This window comes from Antiquaquibacter metalliresistens (assembly GCF_029211225.1).
Lineage (GTDB): Bacteria > Actinomycetota > Actinomycetes > Actinomycetales > Microbacteriaceae > Rhodoglobus > Rhodoglobus metalliresistens.
Map to the genome: position 1 here is coordinate 128,550 of NZ_JARGEM010000006.1, position 15,832 is coordinate 144,381.

The 15,832-nt window shown below is 69.4% G+C and carries 13 protein-coding genes; all 13 read left to right on the forward strand.

From position 1 onward, the window contains the following. Positions 1-7: 7 nt before the first annotated feature. The 13 genes from hisG to pyk all read left to right on the forward strand — a co-directional run bounded on the left by hisG (position 8) and on the right by pyk (position 15,748). A complete protein-coding gene (gene hisG, locus PYV02_RS12130) occupies positions 8-847 on the forward strand; it encodes an ATP phosphoribosyltransferase (RefSeq protein ID WP_275759302.1) in 840 nt (279 codons plus the stop codon). Then, complete coding sequence (gene hisF / locus PYV02_RS12135; RefSeq protein ID WP_275759303.1) at positions 844-1,596, forward strand: imidazole glycerol phosphate synthase subunit HisF; 753 nt, start codon at positions 844-846, stop codon at positions 1,594-1,596. Before hisG ends, hisF begins: the two co-directional genes overlap by 4 nt. After that, the gene (hisI, locus tag PYV02_RS12140) at positions 1,593-1,937 is read left to right on the forward strand and encodes a phosphoribosyl-AMP cyclohydrolase (RefSeq protein ID WP_275759304.1); all 345 of its coding nucleotides are present in this window, start codon (positions 1,593-1,595) and stop codon (positions 1,935-1,937) included. Before hisF ends, hisI begins: the two co-directional genes overlap by 4 nt. Next, entirely contained in the window at positions 1,930-3,453 is a 1,524-nt protein-coding gene (locus PYV02_RS12145) for an anthranilate synthase component I (RefSeq protein WP_275759305.1), read from the forward strand. Before hisI ends, PYV02_RS12145 begins: the two co-directional genes overlap by 8 nt. Further along, entirely contained in the window at positions 3,450-4,016 is a 567-nt protein-coding gene (locus PYV02_RS12150; RefSeq protein WP_275759306.1) for a Trp biosynthesis-associated membrane protein, read from the forward strand. The genes PYV02_RS12145 and PYV02_RS12150 overlap by 4 nt, the downstream gene beginning before the upstream one ends. Before the next feature lie 41 nt (positions 4,017-4,057). Then, positions 4,058-4,288: a DUF6704 family protein gene (locus PYV02_RS12155; RefSeq protein ID WP_275759307.1), complete on the forward strand. Its 231-nt coding sequence runs from the start codon at positions 4,058-4,060 to the stop codon at positions 4,286-4,288. 1 nt (position 4,289) lies between these two features. Then, positions 4,290-5,063 carry an indole-3-glycerol phosphate synthase TrpC gene (gene trpC, locus PYV02_RS12160; protein ID WP_275759308.1) on the forward strand — a complete coding sequence of 258 codons (774 nt, stop codon included), beginning with the start codon at positions 4,290-4,292 and terminating at the stop codon, positions 5,061-5,063. After that, positions 5,063-6,268 (forward strand): tryptophan synthase subunit beta, encoded by a 1,206-nt coding sequence (trpB, locus tag PYV02_RS12165; RefSeq protein ID WP_275759309.1) that lies wholly within the window; start codon positions 5,063-5,065, stop codon positions 6,266-6,268. Before trpC ends, trpB begins: the two co-directional genes overlap by 1 nt. Beyond that, positions 6,265-7,050: a tryptophan synthase subunit alpha gene (gene trpA, locus PYV02_RS12170; RefSeq protein WP_275759310.1), complete on the forward strand. Its 786-nt coding sequence runs from the start codon at positions 6,265-6,267 to the stop codon at positions 7,048-7,050. The genes trpB and trpA overlap by 4 nt, the downstream gene beginning before the upstream one ends. 28 nt (positions 7,051-7,078) lie before the next feature. Beyond that, complete coding sequence (lgt, locus tag PYV02_RS12175; protein WP_420833632.1) at positions 7,079-8,143, forward strand: prolipoprotein diacylglyceryl transferase; 1,065 nt, start codon at positions 7,079-7,081, stop codon at positions 8,141-8,143. 69 nt (positions 8,144-8,212) lie between these two features. Further along, a complete protein-coding gene (gene gltB / locus PYV02_RS12180; RefSeq protein WP_275759311.1) occupies positions 8,213-12,796 on the forward strand; it encodes a glutamate synthase large subunit in 4,584 nt (1,527 codons plus the stop codon). Next, complete coding sequence (locus PYV02_RS12185) at positions 12,789-14,246, forward strand: glutamate synthase subunit beta (RefSeq protein WP_275759313.1); 1,458 nt, start codon at positions 12,789-12,791, stop codon at positions 14,244-14,246. The genes gltB and PYV02_RS12185 overlap by 8 nt, the downstream gene beginning before the upstream one ends. 44 nt (positions 14,247-14,290) lie before the next feature. After that, a complete protein-coding gene (pyk, locus tag PYV02_RS12190; protein WP_275759314.1) occupies positions 14,291-15,748 on the forward strand; it encodes a pyruvate kinase in 1,458 nt (485 codons plus the stop codon). Positions 15,749-15,832: the final 84 nt, after the last annotated feature.

Consider the following 15,832-nt stretch of genomic DNA (forward strand, 5'->3'; position numbering starts at 1 on the left):
GAGAACCATGCTGAGAATCGCCATCCCGAACAAGGGATCGCTGAGCGAGACCGCCGCCGAGATGCTGCTCGAGGCCGGATACACCGGCCGCCGCGACCCGCGCGCGCTGAGCGTGCGCGACGAGCGCAACGACGTCGAGTTCTTCTACCTGCGCCCGCGCGACATCGCCACCTACGTCGGCTCGGGCGCGCTCGACGTCGGCATCACCGGCCGCGACCTGCTGCTGGATTCCCGCAGCCCCGCCGTCGAGATCTCCACCCTCGACTTCGGCGAGTCCACCTTCCGATTCGCGGGCCCGCCCGGGGCGTTCACGACCCTCGACGACCTCAAGGGCGTTCGCGTCGCCACGAGCTACCCGGCGCTCGTCGGCGACTTCCTCGCTCGCGAGGGCGTGCAGGTCATCATCGTGCCGCTCGACGGCGCCGTCGAGTCCGCCGTCAAGCTCGGGGTCGCGGATGCCGTCGCCGACGTGGTCTCGACCGGCTCCACGCTGCGCGCCCAGGGCCTGGAGATCTTCGGTCCCGTCATCCTGGACTCCACGGCCGTACTGATCTCGTCGGGCGCCGACCACCCCGGGGTGGGCACACTGCAGCGTCGGTTGCACGGCGTGCTCGTCGCCCGGCAGTACGTGCTCATCGACTACGACGTGCGGCTTGCCGACCTGGAGCGCGCCACCGAGGTGACCCCTGGGATCGAGAGCCCGACGATCTCGCCACTGCACGACCCCGAGTGGGTCGCCGTGCGCGCGATGGTGCCGCGCGCCGACACCAACCACGTGATGGACGAGCTGTACGAGATCGGCGCGCGCGCGATCCTCGTGAGCGCGATCCACGCGGCACGGCTATGACCCTCGCCGTGCGCGTCATCCCGTGCCTCGACGTCGCCGCGGGCCGGGTGGTCAAGGGCGTCAACTTTCTGAACCTGCGGGATGCCGGCGACCCCGTCGAGCTCGCCGCGAAGTACTACGAGCAGGGCGCCGACGAGATCACCTTCCTCGACGTGACCGCCACGGTCGACGAGCGCGCGACGATGTACGACGTCGTGCGGGCGACCGCCGAGCAGGTGTTCATTCCGTTGACGGTCGGCGGCGGCGTGCGCAGCGCCGATGATGTGGCACGGCTGCAAGCGCACGGCGCCGACAAGGTCGGCGTGAACTCGGCGGCCATCGCGCGACCCCAGTTGCTCGACGAGATCGCCGACCGGTTCGGCGCGCAGGCTCTCGTGCTCTCGCTCGACGTCAAGCGTCGCGGGGATGGCTGGGTGGTCACGACCCACGGTGGTCGCACCGAGACCGACCTCGACGCGCTCGACTGGGCGCGCGAGGCGATCGAACGCGGTGCGGGGGAGTTGCTCGTCAACTCGATCGACGCCGACGGCACCAAGCGCGGCTTCGATCTGGAGCTCATCGCCGCGATGCGCGAGCTGAGCTCCGTGCCGGTGATCGCCAGCGGTGGCGCCGGCGCGGTCGGCGACTTCGCGCCCGCGGTCGCGGCCGGCGCCGATGCGGTGCTCGCGGCATCCGTCTTCCACAATGGAGAACTCACGGTCGGCGACGTCAAGCTCGCGCTGGCCGAGGCAGGAATGGTGGTGCGATGAACGAGACGGATGCCCAGGCCGTCGTCGAGCGCGCGCGCTTCGCCGACAACGGCCTGCTGCCGGCGATCGTGCAGCAGTGGGACACCGGGGAGGTGCTCATGCTCGGCTATCAGGACGCGGAAGCGCTGCGGCGCACCCTCACGGGCGGCCGTGTGACGTTCTGGAGCCGTAGCCGCCAGGAGTACTGGCGCAAGGGCGACACGAGCGGCAACATCCAGGTGCTGAAGTCTGCCGCGCTCGACTGCGACGGCGACACGGTGCTGCTGAAGGTCGAGCAGCACGGTCCCGCGTGCCACACCGGCGCGCACTCCTGTTTCGATGTGGGGCCGATCGATGTCTAGTACCACCACGCCCGAGGACTTCACCGACCGCTTGCAGGCCGGTCACCGCGTCATCCCCGTGATCCGGGAGATCTTCGCCGACGGCGAGACGCCGATCGGCGTGTACCGCAAGCTCGCCGCCGGTCGGCCCGGCACCTTCCTGCTCGAATCGGCGGAGCAGGGCGGCATCTGGTCGCGCTTCTCGTTCGTCGGTGTCTCGAGCTTCGGCGTGCTCACCCAGCACGGGGATCTGGCGACCTGGATCGACTACGGTCTGCCGGTGGAGCGGGCGCTCGGCGCCGATCACCCGACGGCGCCGCTCGAGGCGCTCGCGCACCTCTATGCCCGCTGGAGCACGCCGCGCGTCGAGGGGCACCCGCCGCTCACCGGCGGTCTGGTCGGCTTCATCGGCTGGGAGGCGATCCGCCAGATCGAGCACCTGCCCGATTCGCCGCCGGCCGACTTCGATGTGCCGGGCCAGGCGCTCGGTTTCGTCTCCGAGCTGGTCGTACTCGACCACCGACGTGGCACGGTGCTGCTGATCGCCGCGGCCCTGGGCGATGGCCTCGAGGAGCGCGACGTGTTGTGGGGTGACGCACAGCGACGACTCGACGCCATGCAGGAGGCGCTCTCGCAGCCGACGCAGGCGTGGCTCGCCGAGGTCGACCTCACGATCGTCGCCGACCCGATCTCGCGCGTGGAGCCGGCAGAGTACGCGGAGGCGATCGAACGCTCGAAGCAGTACATCCGCGATGGTGACGTCTTCCAGGTCGTCATCTCGCAGCGCTTCGACCTGGCGGTCACGGCGGAGCCGATCGACGTGTACCGGGTGTTGCGCACCCTCAACCCCTCGCCGTACATGTACCTGCTCACGCTCGTGGATCCGTCCGGCGAGCCGTACTCGATCGTGGGGTCGAGCCCGGAGGCGCTCGCGAAGGTTTCCGAGGGGCATGTGACGATGCATCCGATCGCCGGCTCGCGTCCGCGCGGGGACACCCCCGAGCGTGACGGGGAGCTCGCGGACGAGCTCCTGGCGGACGCGAAGGAGCAGGCAGAGCACCTCATGCTCGTCGATCTCGCGCGCAACGACCTGCTCAAGGTGTGCGTACCGGGCACGGTCGAGGTCACCGAGTTCATGCAGGTGGAGCGCTTCAGCCACATCATGCACCTGGTCTCCACGGTCGAGGGCGAGCTGCGATCGGATGCCGGCGCCGTCGACGTCTTCCGCGCTACCTTCCCGGCTGGCACGCTCTCGGGCGCGCCGAAGCCACGGGCGCTCGAGATCATCGACGAACTGGAGCCCGCGCAGCGGGGCGTCTACGGGGGAGTCGTCGGCTACTTCGACTTCGCCGGGGATGCCGACCTCGCGATCGCGATCCGCACTGCGACGATCGTCGACGGCGTCGCGCACGTACAGGCCGGTGCGGGGCTCGTCGCCGATTCCGACCCGGCGGCGGAGCACGAGGAGTCGCGCAACAAGGCCGCCGCCCCGTTGCGCGCCGTCGCCGTCGCCAATGCCATGCGTCGTATCCAGTGACTCCCGCACGATTGCGCCTCACACTCGTGCTGGCAGGGCTCGCGCTCGGCGCGGCCGTGCTGCTGGCCTGGACGCAGAACTGGGTGGCGGTGACGCTCGTCGATGGCACGGTGCTGTCGGTCGCCGGCCAAGCGGCCGCACCCGTGCTCTCGACGCTCGGCATCGCCGTGCTGGCCCTGAGCGCCGCCCTGACGATCGCCGGGCCGATCCTGCGACGGGTGCTCGGCGTGCTCCAGGCGTTGATCGGTGCGGCGGTCGTCTCCGCGGCGACGACCGCGCTGGTTGACCCGATCGCGGCATCCGCTTCGACGATCACCGCAGCGACCGCCGTCGCCGGCCATGATTCGGTGACGGCGCTCGTCGCCTCTGCGGCTGCCTCGGTCTGGCCGTGGTTCGCCGCCGTCGCGGGCGTGCTGCTGCTCGCGGTCGGCATCGCGGTGCTGATCACCGCACGGCGTTGGCCGCGCGCGAGCCGCAAGTACGATGCCGAGCGCACCGCCGACACCTCGAACGCGGGAGCGTGGGACGCGTTGAGCGAGGGCGACGATCCCACGTCCCGCTAGAATCGAAGCGAACCATCCGCCGAAGAAACCCAGGAGTACCGATGAGCGCTGAGACCGAACCCGGCCACGGAAACTCTCCGGCCGCCTGGACGGCGGTCACGATCATGCTCGTGGCGTTCATCATCGGCACGTTCGCGTTCTGGTTCGATGTGCAGTGGCTCGTGTGGGCCGCGGCCGGCCTGCTCGTCGTCGGCTTCTTCGTGGGAGTGCTGCTCGCTCGCGTCGGCTACGGCGTCGGTGGCGACAAGCTGAAGCCCAAGGCGCACAACTAGCGTGCTCACCGACCTCGTCACCGGAGCGCTCGCCGACGCTTCGGAGCGTCGCGCTGCGCTCAGTCTCGCCGCCGTCGAGACCGCCGCTCTCGCCGCCGTGCCTGCCCTGGATGCCCTCGCAGCGCTCGCGCCCCGCGACCGCGTGCACATCATCGCCGAGATCAAGCGCGCCAGCCCCTCGCGGGGTGCCCTTGCCGAGATCGCCGATCCTGCATCGCTTGCCGTCTCCTACGAGTCCGGGGGTGCGAGCGCGATCAGCGTGCTGACCGAATCGCGACGGTTCGGCGGCTCGCTCGACGACCTGCGCGCGGTGCGCGCCGTCGCGTCGGTGCCGCTGCTGCGTAAGGACTTCATCGCCGATCCCTATCAGGTGTTCGAGGCCCGCGCTGCGGGGGCCGACCTGGTGCTGCTGATAGTCGCGGCTCTCGATCAGCCCACGCTGGCGTCCCTGTTCGCCCTGATCACCGAACTCGGCATGACGCCGCTCGTCGAGGCGCACTCGGCCGACGAGGTCGCCCGCGCCGTCGACCTCGGCGCCGGGCTCATCGGCGTGAACGCTCGCGATCTCAGCACCTTCGAGCTCGATCAGGATCTGTTCGGGCGACTCGCCGATTCCATTCCGAGCGGCGTCATCCGGGTCGCGGAGTCGGCCGTGAAGTCGGCGGCGGATGTCGCGCACTACCGCCGCGCGGGTGCCGATGTCGTGCTCGTCGGCGAGGCCCTGGTGACCGGCGGCGATCCGGCGGCGACCCTGCGCGAGTTCTTGGGAGCATGATGACCGACCTGCGCAATGAACTCGGGCCGTACTTCGGCGACTTCGGTGGCCGCTACGTGCCCGAGTCGCTCATCGCCGCCCTCGACGAGCTGGATGCCGCGTACACGGCCGCCAAGACCGACCCGCTCTTCCAGGCCGAACTCGCCCAGCTGCACGCCACCTACACGGGTCGGCCCAGCATCATCACCGAGGTGCCGAGGTTCGCCGAGCATGCCGGCGGCGCGCGCATCATCCTCAAGCGCGAGGACCTCAACCACACCGGCTCGCACAAGATCAACAACGTGCTCGGCCAGGCCCTCCTGGCGCGTCGACTGGGCAAGACCCGTCTGATCGCCGAGACGGGCGCGGGCCAGCACGGCGTCGCGACCGCCACCGCCGCGGCGCTCTTCGGCATGGAGTGCGTGGTCTACATGGGCGAGGTCGACACCGAGCGTCAGGCGCTCAACGTCGCGCGCATGCGCCTGCTCGGCGCGGAGGTCGTCGCCGTGACCACCGGCTCGCGCACGCTCAAAGACGCGATCAACGACGCGCTGCGCGACTGGGTGGCCAGCGTCGACACCACGCACTACGTGCTCGGCACGGTCGCTGGACCGCATCCCTTCCCGGTGATGGTGCGCGACTTCCACAAGATCATCGGCGAGGAGGCCCGCGCGCAGGTGCTCGAGCTCACCGGTGCGCTCCCGGACGCCGTCACGGCGTGCGTGGGCGGCGGCAGCAACGCCATGGGCATCTTCCACGCCTTCCTCGACGACCCCACGGTCGCGCTCTACGGCTACGAGGCCGCCGGCGAGGGGCACCTCACCGAGCGGCACGCCGCGACCATCACGCGCGGGCGCCCTGGCGTGCTGCACGGCGCGCGCTCCTACATGCTGCAGGACGAGGACGGCCAGACCATCGAATCGCACTCGATATCCGCCGGTCTGGACTACCCGGGCGTCGGTCCCGAGCACGCGTGGCTGCACGACATCGGTCGCGCGAGCTACCTGCCGATCACCGATGACGAGGCGATGCAGGCGCTGCGGCTGCTCTCGCGCACGGAGGGCATCATCCCGGCGATCGAGTCGGCGCACGCGCTCGCGGGCACGATGAAGCTCGGCCGCGAGCTCGGGCCGGACTCGACGATCCTCGTGAACCTCTCCGGTCGTGGTGACAAGGACATGGAGACCGCCGCGAAGTACTTCGAGCTCTTGGACGGCCAGGCGTGAGCCGCGTCGCCGAGGTCATCGCCGAGCGCAAGGCCGCCGGGTCCGGCGCGCTCGTCGGCTACCTGCCGGTCGGCTTTCCCGACCTTGCCACGAGTGTGGATGCCGCGGTCGCGATCATCGACGCCGGCGTCGACATCCTCGAGCTGGGCCTGCCCTACTCCGATCCGGTCATGGACGGCACCGTCATCCAGCGCGCCACCCAGGCATCCCTCGCCGCGGGATTCAAGCTCGCGCACGGTTTCGACGCCGTGAAAGCGATCACGGCCCGCGTGGACGCGCCCGTGCTGGTGATGACGTACTGGAACCCGGTGCTGCAGTACGGCGTCGACCGGTTCGCCGACGATCTCGTCGCCGCGGGCGGCGCGGGGCTCATCACCCCCGACCTCGTGCCGGACGAGGCAGGGGAGTGGATCGCCGCCTCCGAGCGCACCGGGCTCGACCGCGTGTTTCTCGCGGCCCCCAGCTCCTCCGACGCCCGCCTGGCCCGCACGGTGGAGCTCAGCCGCGGCTTCGTCTACGCCGTCTCGACCATGGGCATCACCGGCGCCCGCACCGAGATGGACAGCGCGGCGCGCGACCTCGTCGCCCGCTTGCGTTCGGTGGGCGCGACGAGCACGTGCGTCGGTCTCGGCATCTCGACCGCCGAGCAGGTGCGCGATGTGCTGAGCTACGCGGATGGCGCGATCGTGGGTTCCGCGCTCGTCACGGCGCTCGCGGACGGCGGTGTCGACGCGGTCGCCCGCACGGCGGAGGCCCTCGCCGCCGGTACTAGACTCGCCTAGTTCGCGTGTCCTCTGAAAGGTGACTGGCTTGTCGTTCCTGCCGCTCAGCATCCCCAGCCCGCCCGAAGACTGGCAGATCCCGGTGCGGATCCCGATCGGGCAGTGGCTGCCGTTCCTCGGCGAGAACACCGTCTTCCAGGTCCACACCTACGCGCTGTGCATTCTGCTCGGCATCGTGCTCGCCACGATCTGGGTCAACCAGCGGCTCAAGGCACGCGGCGCCGAGTCAGGTGTCGTGCTCGACGTGATCATCTGGGCGATCCCGCTCGGGCTCGTCGGGGCGCGGTTGTGGCACGTCTTCACCCACCCGAACGACTACTTCTTCGAGGGGGCGGACCCCTGGGAGATCATCCGCATCTGGAACGGCGGCAACGCCATCTTCGGCTCCCTGGTCGGTGGCGCGGTCGGTGCCTGGATCGGCTGCCGCATCGCCGGACTTCGGTTCTGGACCTTCGCCGACGCGCTCGCACCGGCAATGCTGCTTGCGCAGGCGCTCGGCCGTCTCGGCAACTACTTCAACCACGAGCTCTTCGGCCAGCCGACCGACCTGCCGTGGGGCCTCGAGATCGAGTCCACCAACCCCGCGTTCCCCGCCGGGCTGCCCGAGGGCACGCTGTTCCACCCCACGTTCCTGTACGAGATGATCTGGAACGTCGTCGGCATCGTCTTCCTGCTCGCCCTCGAGCGCGCGTGGCACTTCGAGAAGCGGTCCATTCTCGGCGTCACCCTGCCCGTGCCGGTGGGCGCGCGGGTGCCGCGCCTGCAGTGGGGCAAGGTCTGGGCGCTGTACATGATCTGGTACGGCCTCGGTCGCGCGTGGTTCGAGTCGATCCGCGTGGATCCGAGCGAGGTGTTCCTGGGCATCCGCAGCAACATCTGGGGGGCGTTCGCGGCGATCGCGCTCGGTATCGTGCTCTACCTCGTGCAGCGGCGGCGGCATCCCGGCATCGAGCCCGGACCCTACCTGCCGGGCCGGGCGCCCGAGGGTACGGTAGACTCCGTTGAAACCTACTCGGACACTGACGAACCCGACGATGATGTCGAAGGCGCCGAGAAGCTCGCCACAAGCGGAGCAGGTACCAAGAAGCCCTGATCGACTGGGCCGCACCCACCTGGGCCGCAGACGTCCCACCACACCAGCACCATCGTGAGGACGGTATCCATGGCTCTCACGCCACCCTTCGAGCGTTTCAGCGCGCTTCCCGCCGCAGCGGGCCTCTACGACCCTGCCCGGGAGAAGGACGCCTGCGGCCTCGCGATGGTCGCGACGCTCCGCGGCACCGCCGGGCACGACATCATCGCGACCGCGTTGGGTGCCCTGCGCAACCTCGAGCACCGTGGCGCCGTGGGATCGGATGCCGGCACGGGTGACGGCGCCGGCATCATCACCCAGATCCCCGACGCCTTCCTTCGCGCCGTGGTGGACTTCGAGCTGCCCCAACTCGGACGCTACGCCGTCGGCATGGCGTTCCTGCCCAACGACGCCGCCGAGCGCGAGGCCGTGAAGTCGGGCGTGGCCGCTCTCGCCGCCGAAGAGGGTTTGCGGGTGCTGGGCTGGCGCGACGTGCCGACCGACCCCGAGCACCTGGGCAACCTCGCGCGCGGCGCGATGCCCGCGTTCGAGCAGCTCTTCCTGCAGTCCACCCGTGCCTCCAGCTCGGGAGCGGAGGGCAAGACCGCCGGCGGCCTCGACCTCGAGCGTCAGGTGTACCGGCTGCGCAAGCGCGCCGAGCACGAGCTGCACGCCTACTTTCCGTCGCTGTCCGCGCGCACCCTCGTCTACAAGGGCATGGTCACGACGCTGCAGCTCGAGCCGTTCTACCCCGACCTCTCCGACGAGCGGTTCGCGTCGAAGCTCGCGCTCGTGCACTCCCGCTACTCGACGAACACGTTCCCGTCGTGGCCGCTCGCGCAGCCGTTCCGCATGATCGCGCACAACGGCGAGATCAACACGGTGCAGGGCAACCGCAACTGGATGCGGGCGCGCCAGTCGCAGCTCGAGTCCGAGGTGCTCGGCGACATGACGCCGCTGCTGCCCATCAACACGCCCGGCGCGAGCGACTCCGCCTCGTTCGACGAGGTCGTGGAGCTGCTGAACCTCGCCGGCCGGTCCCTGCCGCACGCGATGATGATGATGGTGCCGGAGGCCTACGAGAACCAGGTCGACGTCGACCCGGCTCGGCGGGCGTTCTACGAGTACCACGGCACCCTCATGGAGCCGTGGGACGGCCCCGCGGCGCTCGTCTTCACCGACGGCTCGCTCGTCGGCGCAACCCTCGACCGCAACGGACTGCGCCCCGGTCGCTACCTCGTCACCGACGACGGCCTCGTCGTGCTCGCGAGCGAGATCGGCGTGCTGCCGGATGTCGATCAGTCCAAGGTCGTGCGCAAGGGTCGACTGCGTCCCGGCAAGATGTTCCTCGTCGACACCGTCGAGGGTCGCATCATCGAGGACGACGAGGTCAAGGCCGAGCTCGCGGCATCCAAGCCCTGGGGTGAATGGCTCGAGCAGAACCGCATCGCCCTGAAGGACCTGCCCGAGCGCGAGCACATCGTGCACACCCCGGCCTCCGTCACCCGGCGCCAGCGCACCTTCGGGTACACCGAGGAGGAGGTGCGCATCCTCATCAGCCCGATGGCGGCGAATGGCGCCGAGCCGCTCGGCGCCATGGGCTCTGACACGCCGATCGCGGTGCTCTCCGACCGCCCGCGGTTACTGTTCGACTACTTCACCCAGCAGTTCGCGCAGGTCACGAACCCGCCCCTGGACTCGATCCGGGAGGAGGTCGTCACCTCGATGAAGCTGGGCCTCGGCCCGGAGCGCAACCTCCTGGATGCCACGCCCGAGCACGCACGCCAGGTCTCACTCGACTTCCCGGTGATCGACAACGACGAACTGGCGAAGATCCAGCACATCAAGCCCGGTTCCAGCCTGACCTACACCGTGCGCGGCCTGTACCGCATGGACAAGGGCCCGAAGGCGATGGAGAAGCGCCTCGCGAAGATGTGCGAGGAGGTGGACGAGGCGATCACGAACGGCGCGGAGTTCATCGTGCTCTCCGACCGCGACTCCACCAAGGAACTCGCCCCGATCCCGTCGCTGCTCATGCTCGCGACGGTGCACCACCACCTGATCCGCGAGCAGAACCGCATGAAGGTCGGGCTCATCGTCGAGGCGGGCGATGTGCGCGAGGTGCACCACGTGGCACTGCTCGTGGGCTACGGCGCGTCCGCGATCAACCCGTACCTGGCGATGGAGACCGCCGAGGAACTGGTGCGCAGCGGCATGCTCACCGGCATCACCGCCGAGAAGGCCGTCAAGAACCTCATCAAGGCGCTCGGCAAGGGCGTGCTCAAGATCATGTCCAAGATGGGCATCTCGGTCGTCGGTTCCTACGCCGGTGCCCAGGCCTTCGAGGCGGTCGGCCTCTCGCAGGAGTTCGTCGACCAGTACTTCACGGGAACCTCGAGCCTGCTCGGCGGGGTCGGACTCGACGTCATCGCCGCCGAGAGCGCCGCGCGCCACGCCGCCGCCTATCCCGAGGATGCCGCGGCCAGCGCCCACGAGCGCCTCGCCACCGGCGGCGAGTACCAGTGGCGCCGCGAGGGTCCGCCGCACCTGTTCAACCCGGAGACGGTGTTCCGGCTGCAGCATGCGACCCGCTCGCGCCGCTACGACATCTTCCGCGACTACACGAAGCTCGTCGACGACCAGGCCGAGAAGCTCATGACGCTGCGCGGCCTGTTCAAGATCAAGACGGGTGAGCGTCCGCCGGTGCCGATCGACGAGGTCGAGCCGGTCGAGTCGATCGTCAAGCGCTTCAACACGGGGGCGATGAGCTACGGCTCGATCAGCCAGGAGGCCCACGAGACGCTCGCCATCGCGATGAACCGCCTCGGCGCGCGGTCCAACACCGGCGAGGGCGGCGAGGACGTGGAGCGGTTGCTCGACCCCGAGCGGCGCAGTGCGATCAAGCAGGTGGCATCCGGTCGTTTCGGCGTGACGAGCATGTACCTCACGCACGCCACCGACATCCAGATCAAGATGGCGCAGGGCGCGAAGCCCGGCGAGGGCGGCCAGCTGCCGGCCGGCAAGGTGTACCCGTGGATCGCTCGCACGCGTCACGGCACCGCGGGCGTCGGGCTGATCTCGCCGCCACCGCACCACGACATCTACTCGATCGAAGACCTCAAGCAGTTGATCTTCGACGTCAAGCGCGCCAACCCCGAGGCACGCGTGCACGTCAAGCTCGTGAGCCAGTCGGGCATCGGCGCCGTCGCGGCGGGTGTCGCGAAGGCGAAGGCCGACGTGGTGCTCGTCTCCGGCCACGACGGCGGCACGGGCGCGAGCCCGCTCAACTCGCTCAAGCACGCCGGCACCCCCTGGGAGATCGGTCTCGCCGAGGCGCAGCAGACGCTCATGCTCAACGGCATGCGTGATCGCGTGGTGGTGCAGGTCGACGGTCAGATGAAGACCGGCCGGGACGTGATCATCGGTGCGCTGCTCGGTGCCGAGGAGTACGGGTTCGCGACTGCGCCGCTCGTGGTCTCCGGGTGCATCCTGATGCGGGTCTGTCATCTCGACACCTGTCCGGTCGGGGTCGCCACCCAGAACCCGGAACTGCGTGCGCGTTTCACCGGCAAGCCGGAGTTCGTCGTCAACTTCTTCGAGTTCCTCGCCCAAGAGGTGCGCGAGTACCTCGCCGAGCTCGGCTTCCGCAGCCTCGAAGAGGCGATCGGTCACAACGAGTTGTTGGAGACCGACCGTGCACTCGAGCACTGGAAGGCCGACGGTCTCGACCTGACGCCGATCTTCGTCGGTCCGGAGTTCGCCGAGGACGAGCCGCGCACCAACCGCGTGCCGCAAGACCACGAGCTCGAGAAGCACTTCGACCAGCAGCTCATCAGGCTGTCCGCCGACGCGCTCGATGCGGGCCTGCCGGTCGTCATCGACCTGCCGATCCGCAACACCGAGCGCGCGGTCGGCACGATGCTCGGCCATGAGGTCACGAAGCGGCACGGCGAGAACGGCCTGCCGGGCGGCACCATCGAGGTGCGTCTGACGGGCACCGCCGGCCAGTCCCTCGGCGCGTTCATGCCCTCCGGCATCACGCTGCGCCTCGAGGGCGACAGCAACGACTACGTGGGCAAGGGGCTGTGCGGTGGCCAGATCGTCATCCGCCCGCCCCGTGCGAGCGTCTTCCAGGCCGAGCGCAACGTCATCGCCGGCAACGTGATCGGCTACGGCGCGACGCAGGGCAGCCTGTTCCTGCGCGGCATCGTGGGGGAGCGCTTCCTCGTGCGCAACTCCGGCGCGACGGCCGTGGTCGAGGGTGTGGGCGACCACGCGCTCGAGTACATGACCGGCGGTCTCGCCGTGATCCTCGGCGGCACCGGTCGCAATCTGGGTGCCGGCATGTCCGGCGGCACGGCGTACATCTACGACCTGCGTCCCGAGCGCGTGAACCCGGATGCGATCGCCTCCGGCGAGCTCGAGCTGCTGCCGCTCGGCAGCGGCGACGTCGAGATCCTCACCGACCTGCTCAAGCGGCATGTCGACGAGACCGACTCGACGGTGGCCGCCAAGATGCTCGCGAATCTCGAGGAGGCGCTTCCGCGCTTCGTGAAGGTGCTGCCGCGGGACTACGCCGCCGTGCTGCAGACCCGCGCCGAGCTCGTTCAGGAAGGCCTCGACCCCGATGGCGATGTGGCGTGGAAGCGGATCCTGGAGGTGACCGGTGGCTGATCCCAAGGGATTCCTCAAGGTGCAGGAGCGCGAGCTTCCGCCCCGCCGCCCCGTGGCGCTGCGGCTCATGGACTGGAAAGAGGTCTATGAGGCGCAGGACCCGACGCAGTTGCGCCGCCAGGCCGGCCGTTGCATGGACTGCGGCGTGCCGTTCTGCCACCAGGGCTGTCCGCTCGGCAACCTGATCCCCGAGTGGAACGACCTGATGTGGCGCGGCGAGGGCGCGCAGGCCATCGAGCGTCTGCACGCCACGAACAACTTCCCGGAGTTCACCGGCCGCTTGTGCCCCGCACCGTGCGAGAGCTCCTGCGTGCTCGGCATCAACCAGCCGGCGGTCACGATCAAGCAGATCGAGGTCTCGATCATCGACGAGGCCTACGCCAACGGTCTGGTCACCCCGCACCCGCCCGAGCGGCTCACCGGCAAGACGGTGGCCGTGGTCGGGTCCGGGCCGGCCGGGCTGGCGGCCGCGCAGCAGCTGACGCGCGCGGGGCACACGGTCGCGGTGTTCGAACGCGATGACCGGATCGGGGGGTTGCTGCGGTACGGCATCCCCGATTTCAAGATGGAGAAGAAGCACCTCGAGGCGCGTCTGAGCCAGATGCAGGCCGAGGGCACCCGATTCCGCGCTGGCGTGAACGTGGGCGTCGACATCACCTGGGACGAACTGCGCGCGCGCTACGACGCGGTGATCGTCGCGACCGGTGCGACCGTGCCACGCGACCTCGCGATTCCCGGGCGCGACCTGCCCGGCGTGCACTTCGCGATGGAATACCTGGTGCAGGCCAACCGGGCTGGTGCGGGCGACGCCCTGCACGACCAGATCAGCGCGGAGGGCAAGCACGTCGTCGTGCTCGGCGGCGGCGACACCGGTGCGGACTGCATCGGCACCGCGCACCGCCAGGGCGCGCTCTCGGTGACGAACCTCGCGATCGGCGTGCAGCCGCCGTCGGAGCGCCCCGACCACCAGCCCTGGCCGATGGCGCCGACGCTGTTCGAGGTGTCGAGCGCGCACGAGGAGGGCGGCGAGCGGGTGTACCTCGCCTCCACCGTCGAGTTCCTTGCCAACGACGCCGGCGAGCTGCGCGCGATCCGCGTTGCCGAGACCGAGTACCTCGACGGACGGCGCGTGCCGAAGTCGGGCACCGAGCGCGAGATCCCCGCGGACCTCGTGCTGCTCGCGCTCGGGTTCACCGGGCCCGAGTCGGAGACGCTCACGGAGCAGTTGCCCGTGCCGTTCGACGAGCGCGGCACGATCGAGCGCGACGCGCAGTACGAGACCAGCGAGTCCGGCGTCTTCGTGGCCGGGGATGCCGGACGCGGGCAGTCGCTCATCGTCTGGGCCATCGCGGAGGGTCGAGCCGCGGCATCCGCCGTCGACCGCTTCCTCGAGGGCGAGACCCGCCTGCCGTTCCCGGTGCGCCCCACCGATCGCGCGATCGCCATCTAGTCTTCTTCCGACCCACCACCACTGCCACCACCAGTAAGGAAGTCATGAGACGAGCCAAGATCGTCGCCACCCTCGGGCCGGCGACGTCGAGCTACGAGAACATCAGGGCGATCATCGATGCAGGTGTCGATGTCGCTCGCATGAACCTCAGTCACGGCAGCTATGCCGTGCACGAGGAGGTCTATGCGAACGTGCGGAAGGCCGCGGACGACTCCGGTCGCGCGGTCGCCGTCATGGTCGATCTGCAGGGCCCGAAGATCCGGCTCGGCAAGTTCGCCGACGGGCCGCACGAGCTCGAGGTGGGTGACATCTTCAAGATCACCACCGACGACGTCCTCGGCACGAAGGAGCTCGTCGGCACCACGTTCAAAGGTCTGCCCGGGGATGTCTCACCCGGCGACTTCCTGCTCATCGACGACGGCAAGGTGAAGGTCAAGGTCGTCTCGGTCGATGGTCCCGTGGTCACGACCGAGGTGATCGTCGCCGGTCCGGTCTCCAACAACAAGGGCATCAACCTGCCCGGCGTCGCCGTCAACGTGCCTGCGCTCTCCGAGAAGGACGAAGACGATCTGCGCTGGGGCCTCAAGCTCGGTGCCGACCTCATCGCCCTCTCGTTCGTGCGCAACGCCGAGGACATCGTGCGCGTGCACGAGATCATGGCCGAAGAAGGCCGCAAGGTGCCGGTGATCGCGAAGATCGAGAAGCCGCAGGCGGTCGACCACCTCGAGGACATCATCAACGCCTTCGACGCCATCATGGTGGCTCGTGGCGACCTCGGCGTCGAGCTCCCGCTCGAAGCGGTGCCGATCGTGCAGAAGCACACCATCGAACTGGCCCGGCGCATGGCGAAGCCGGTGATCGTCGCAACCCAGATGCTGGAGTCGATGATCTCCTCGCCCGTGCCCACTCGCGCTGAGACTTCCGACGTCGCCAACGCCATCCTCGACGGTGCCGACGCGGTGATGCTCTCGGGCGAGACCAGCGTCGGCCAGTATCCGGTCGTCACGGTGCAGACCATGGCGCGCATCGTCGCGTCCACCGAGGCGCACGGCCTCGATCGCATTCCGCCGCTCGGCACGAAGCCGCGCACGCAGGGCGGGGCGCTCACGCTCGCGGCCGCCGAGGTCGCCGACTTCGTCGACGCCAAGTTCGTCTGCGTCTTCACCGAGTCCGGTGACTCGGCGCGACGGATGTCCCGACTGCGGTTCCGGATCCCGATGCGGGCGTTCGCGACCGACGAGGCGATCAGACGACGCATGGCGCTGATCTGGGGCATCGAGTCCTTCGTCGTCGATCGTGTGACGCACACGGACGCGATGTACCGACAGGTGGACGAGGTGCTGCTGCGCGAGGGCCTCGCCGAGGTCGGCGACAAGGTCGTGGTGATCTCGGGATCGCCTCCCGGCATCCCCGGCTCCACCAACGACCTGCGCGTGCACGTGATGGGCGACGCCATCAACGCCGTCGCGCCGGTCTGGCAGTCGGGACAGCACGCCGACTGAGGTCGGATCCATAGTCCTTTGGTCCCTGCCGGGCGCACGCCCGGTCCCATAGTCTTCGCTGGACACCACGATGCGGTGTCCAGC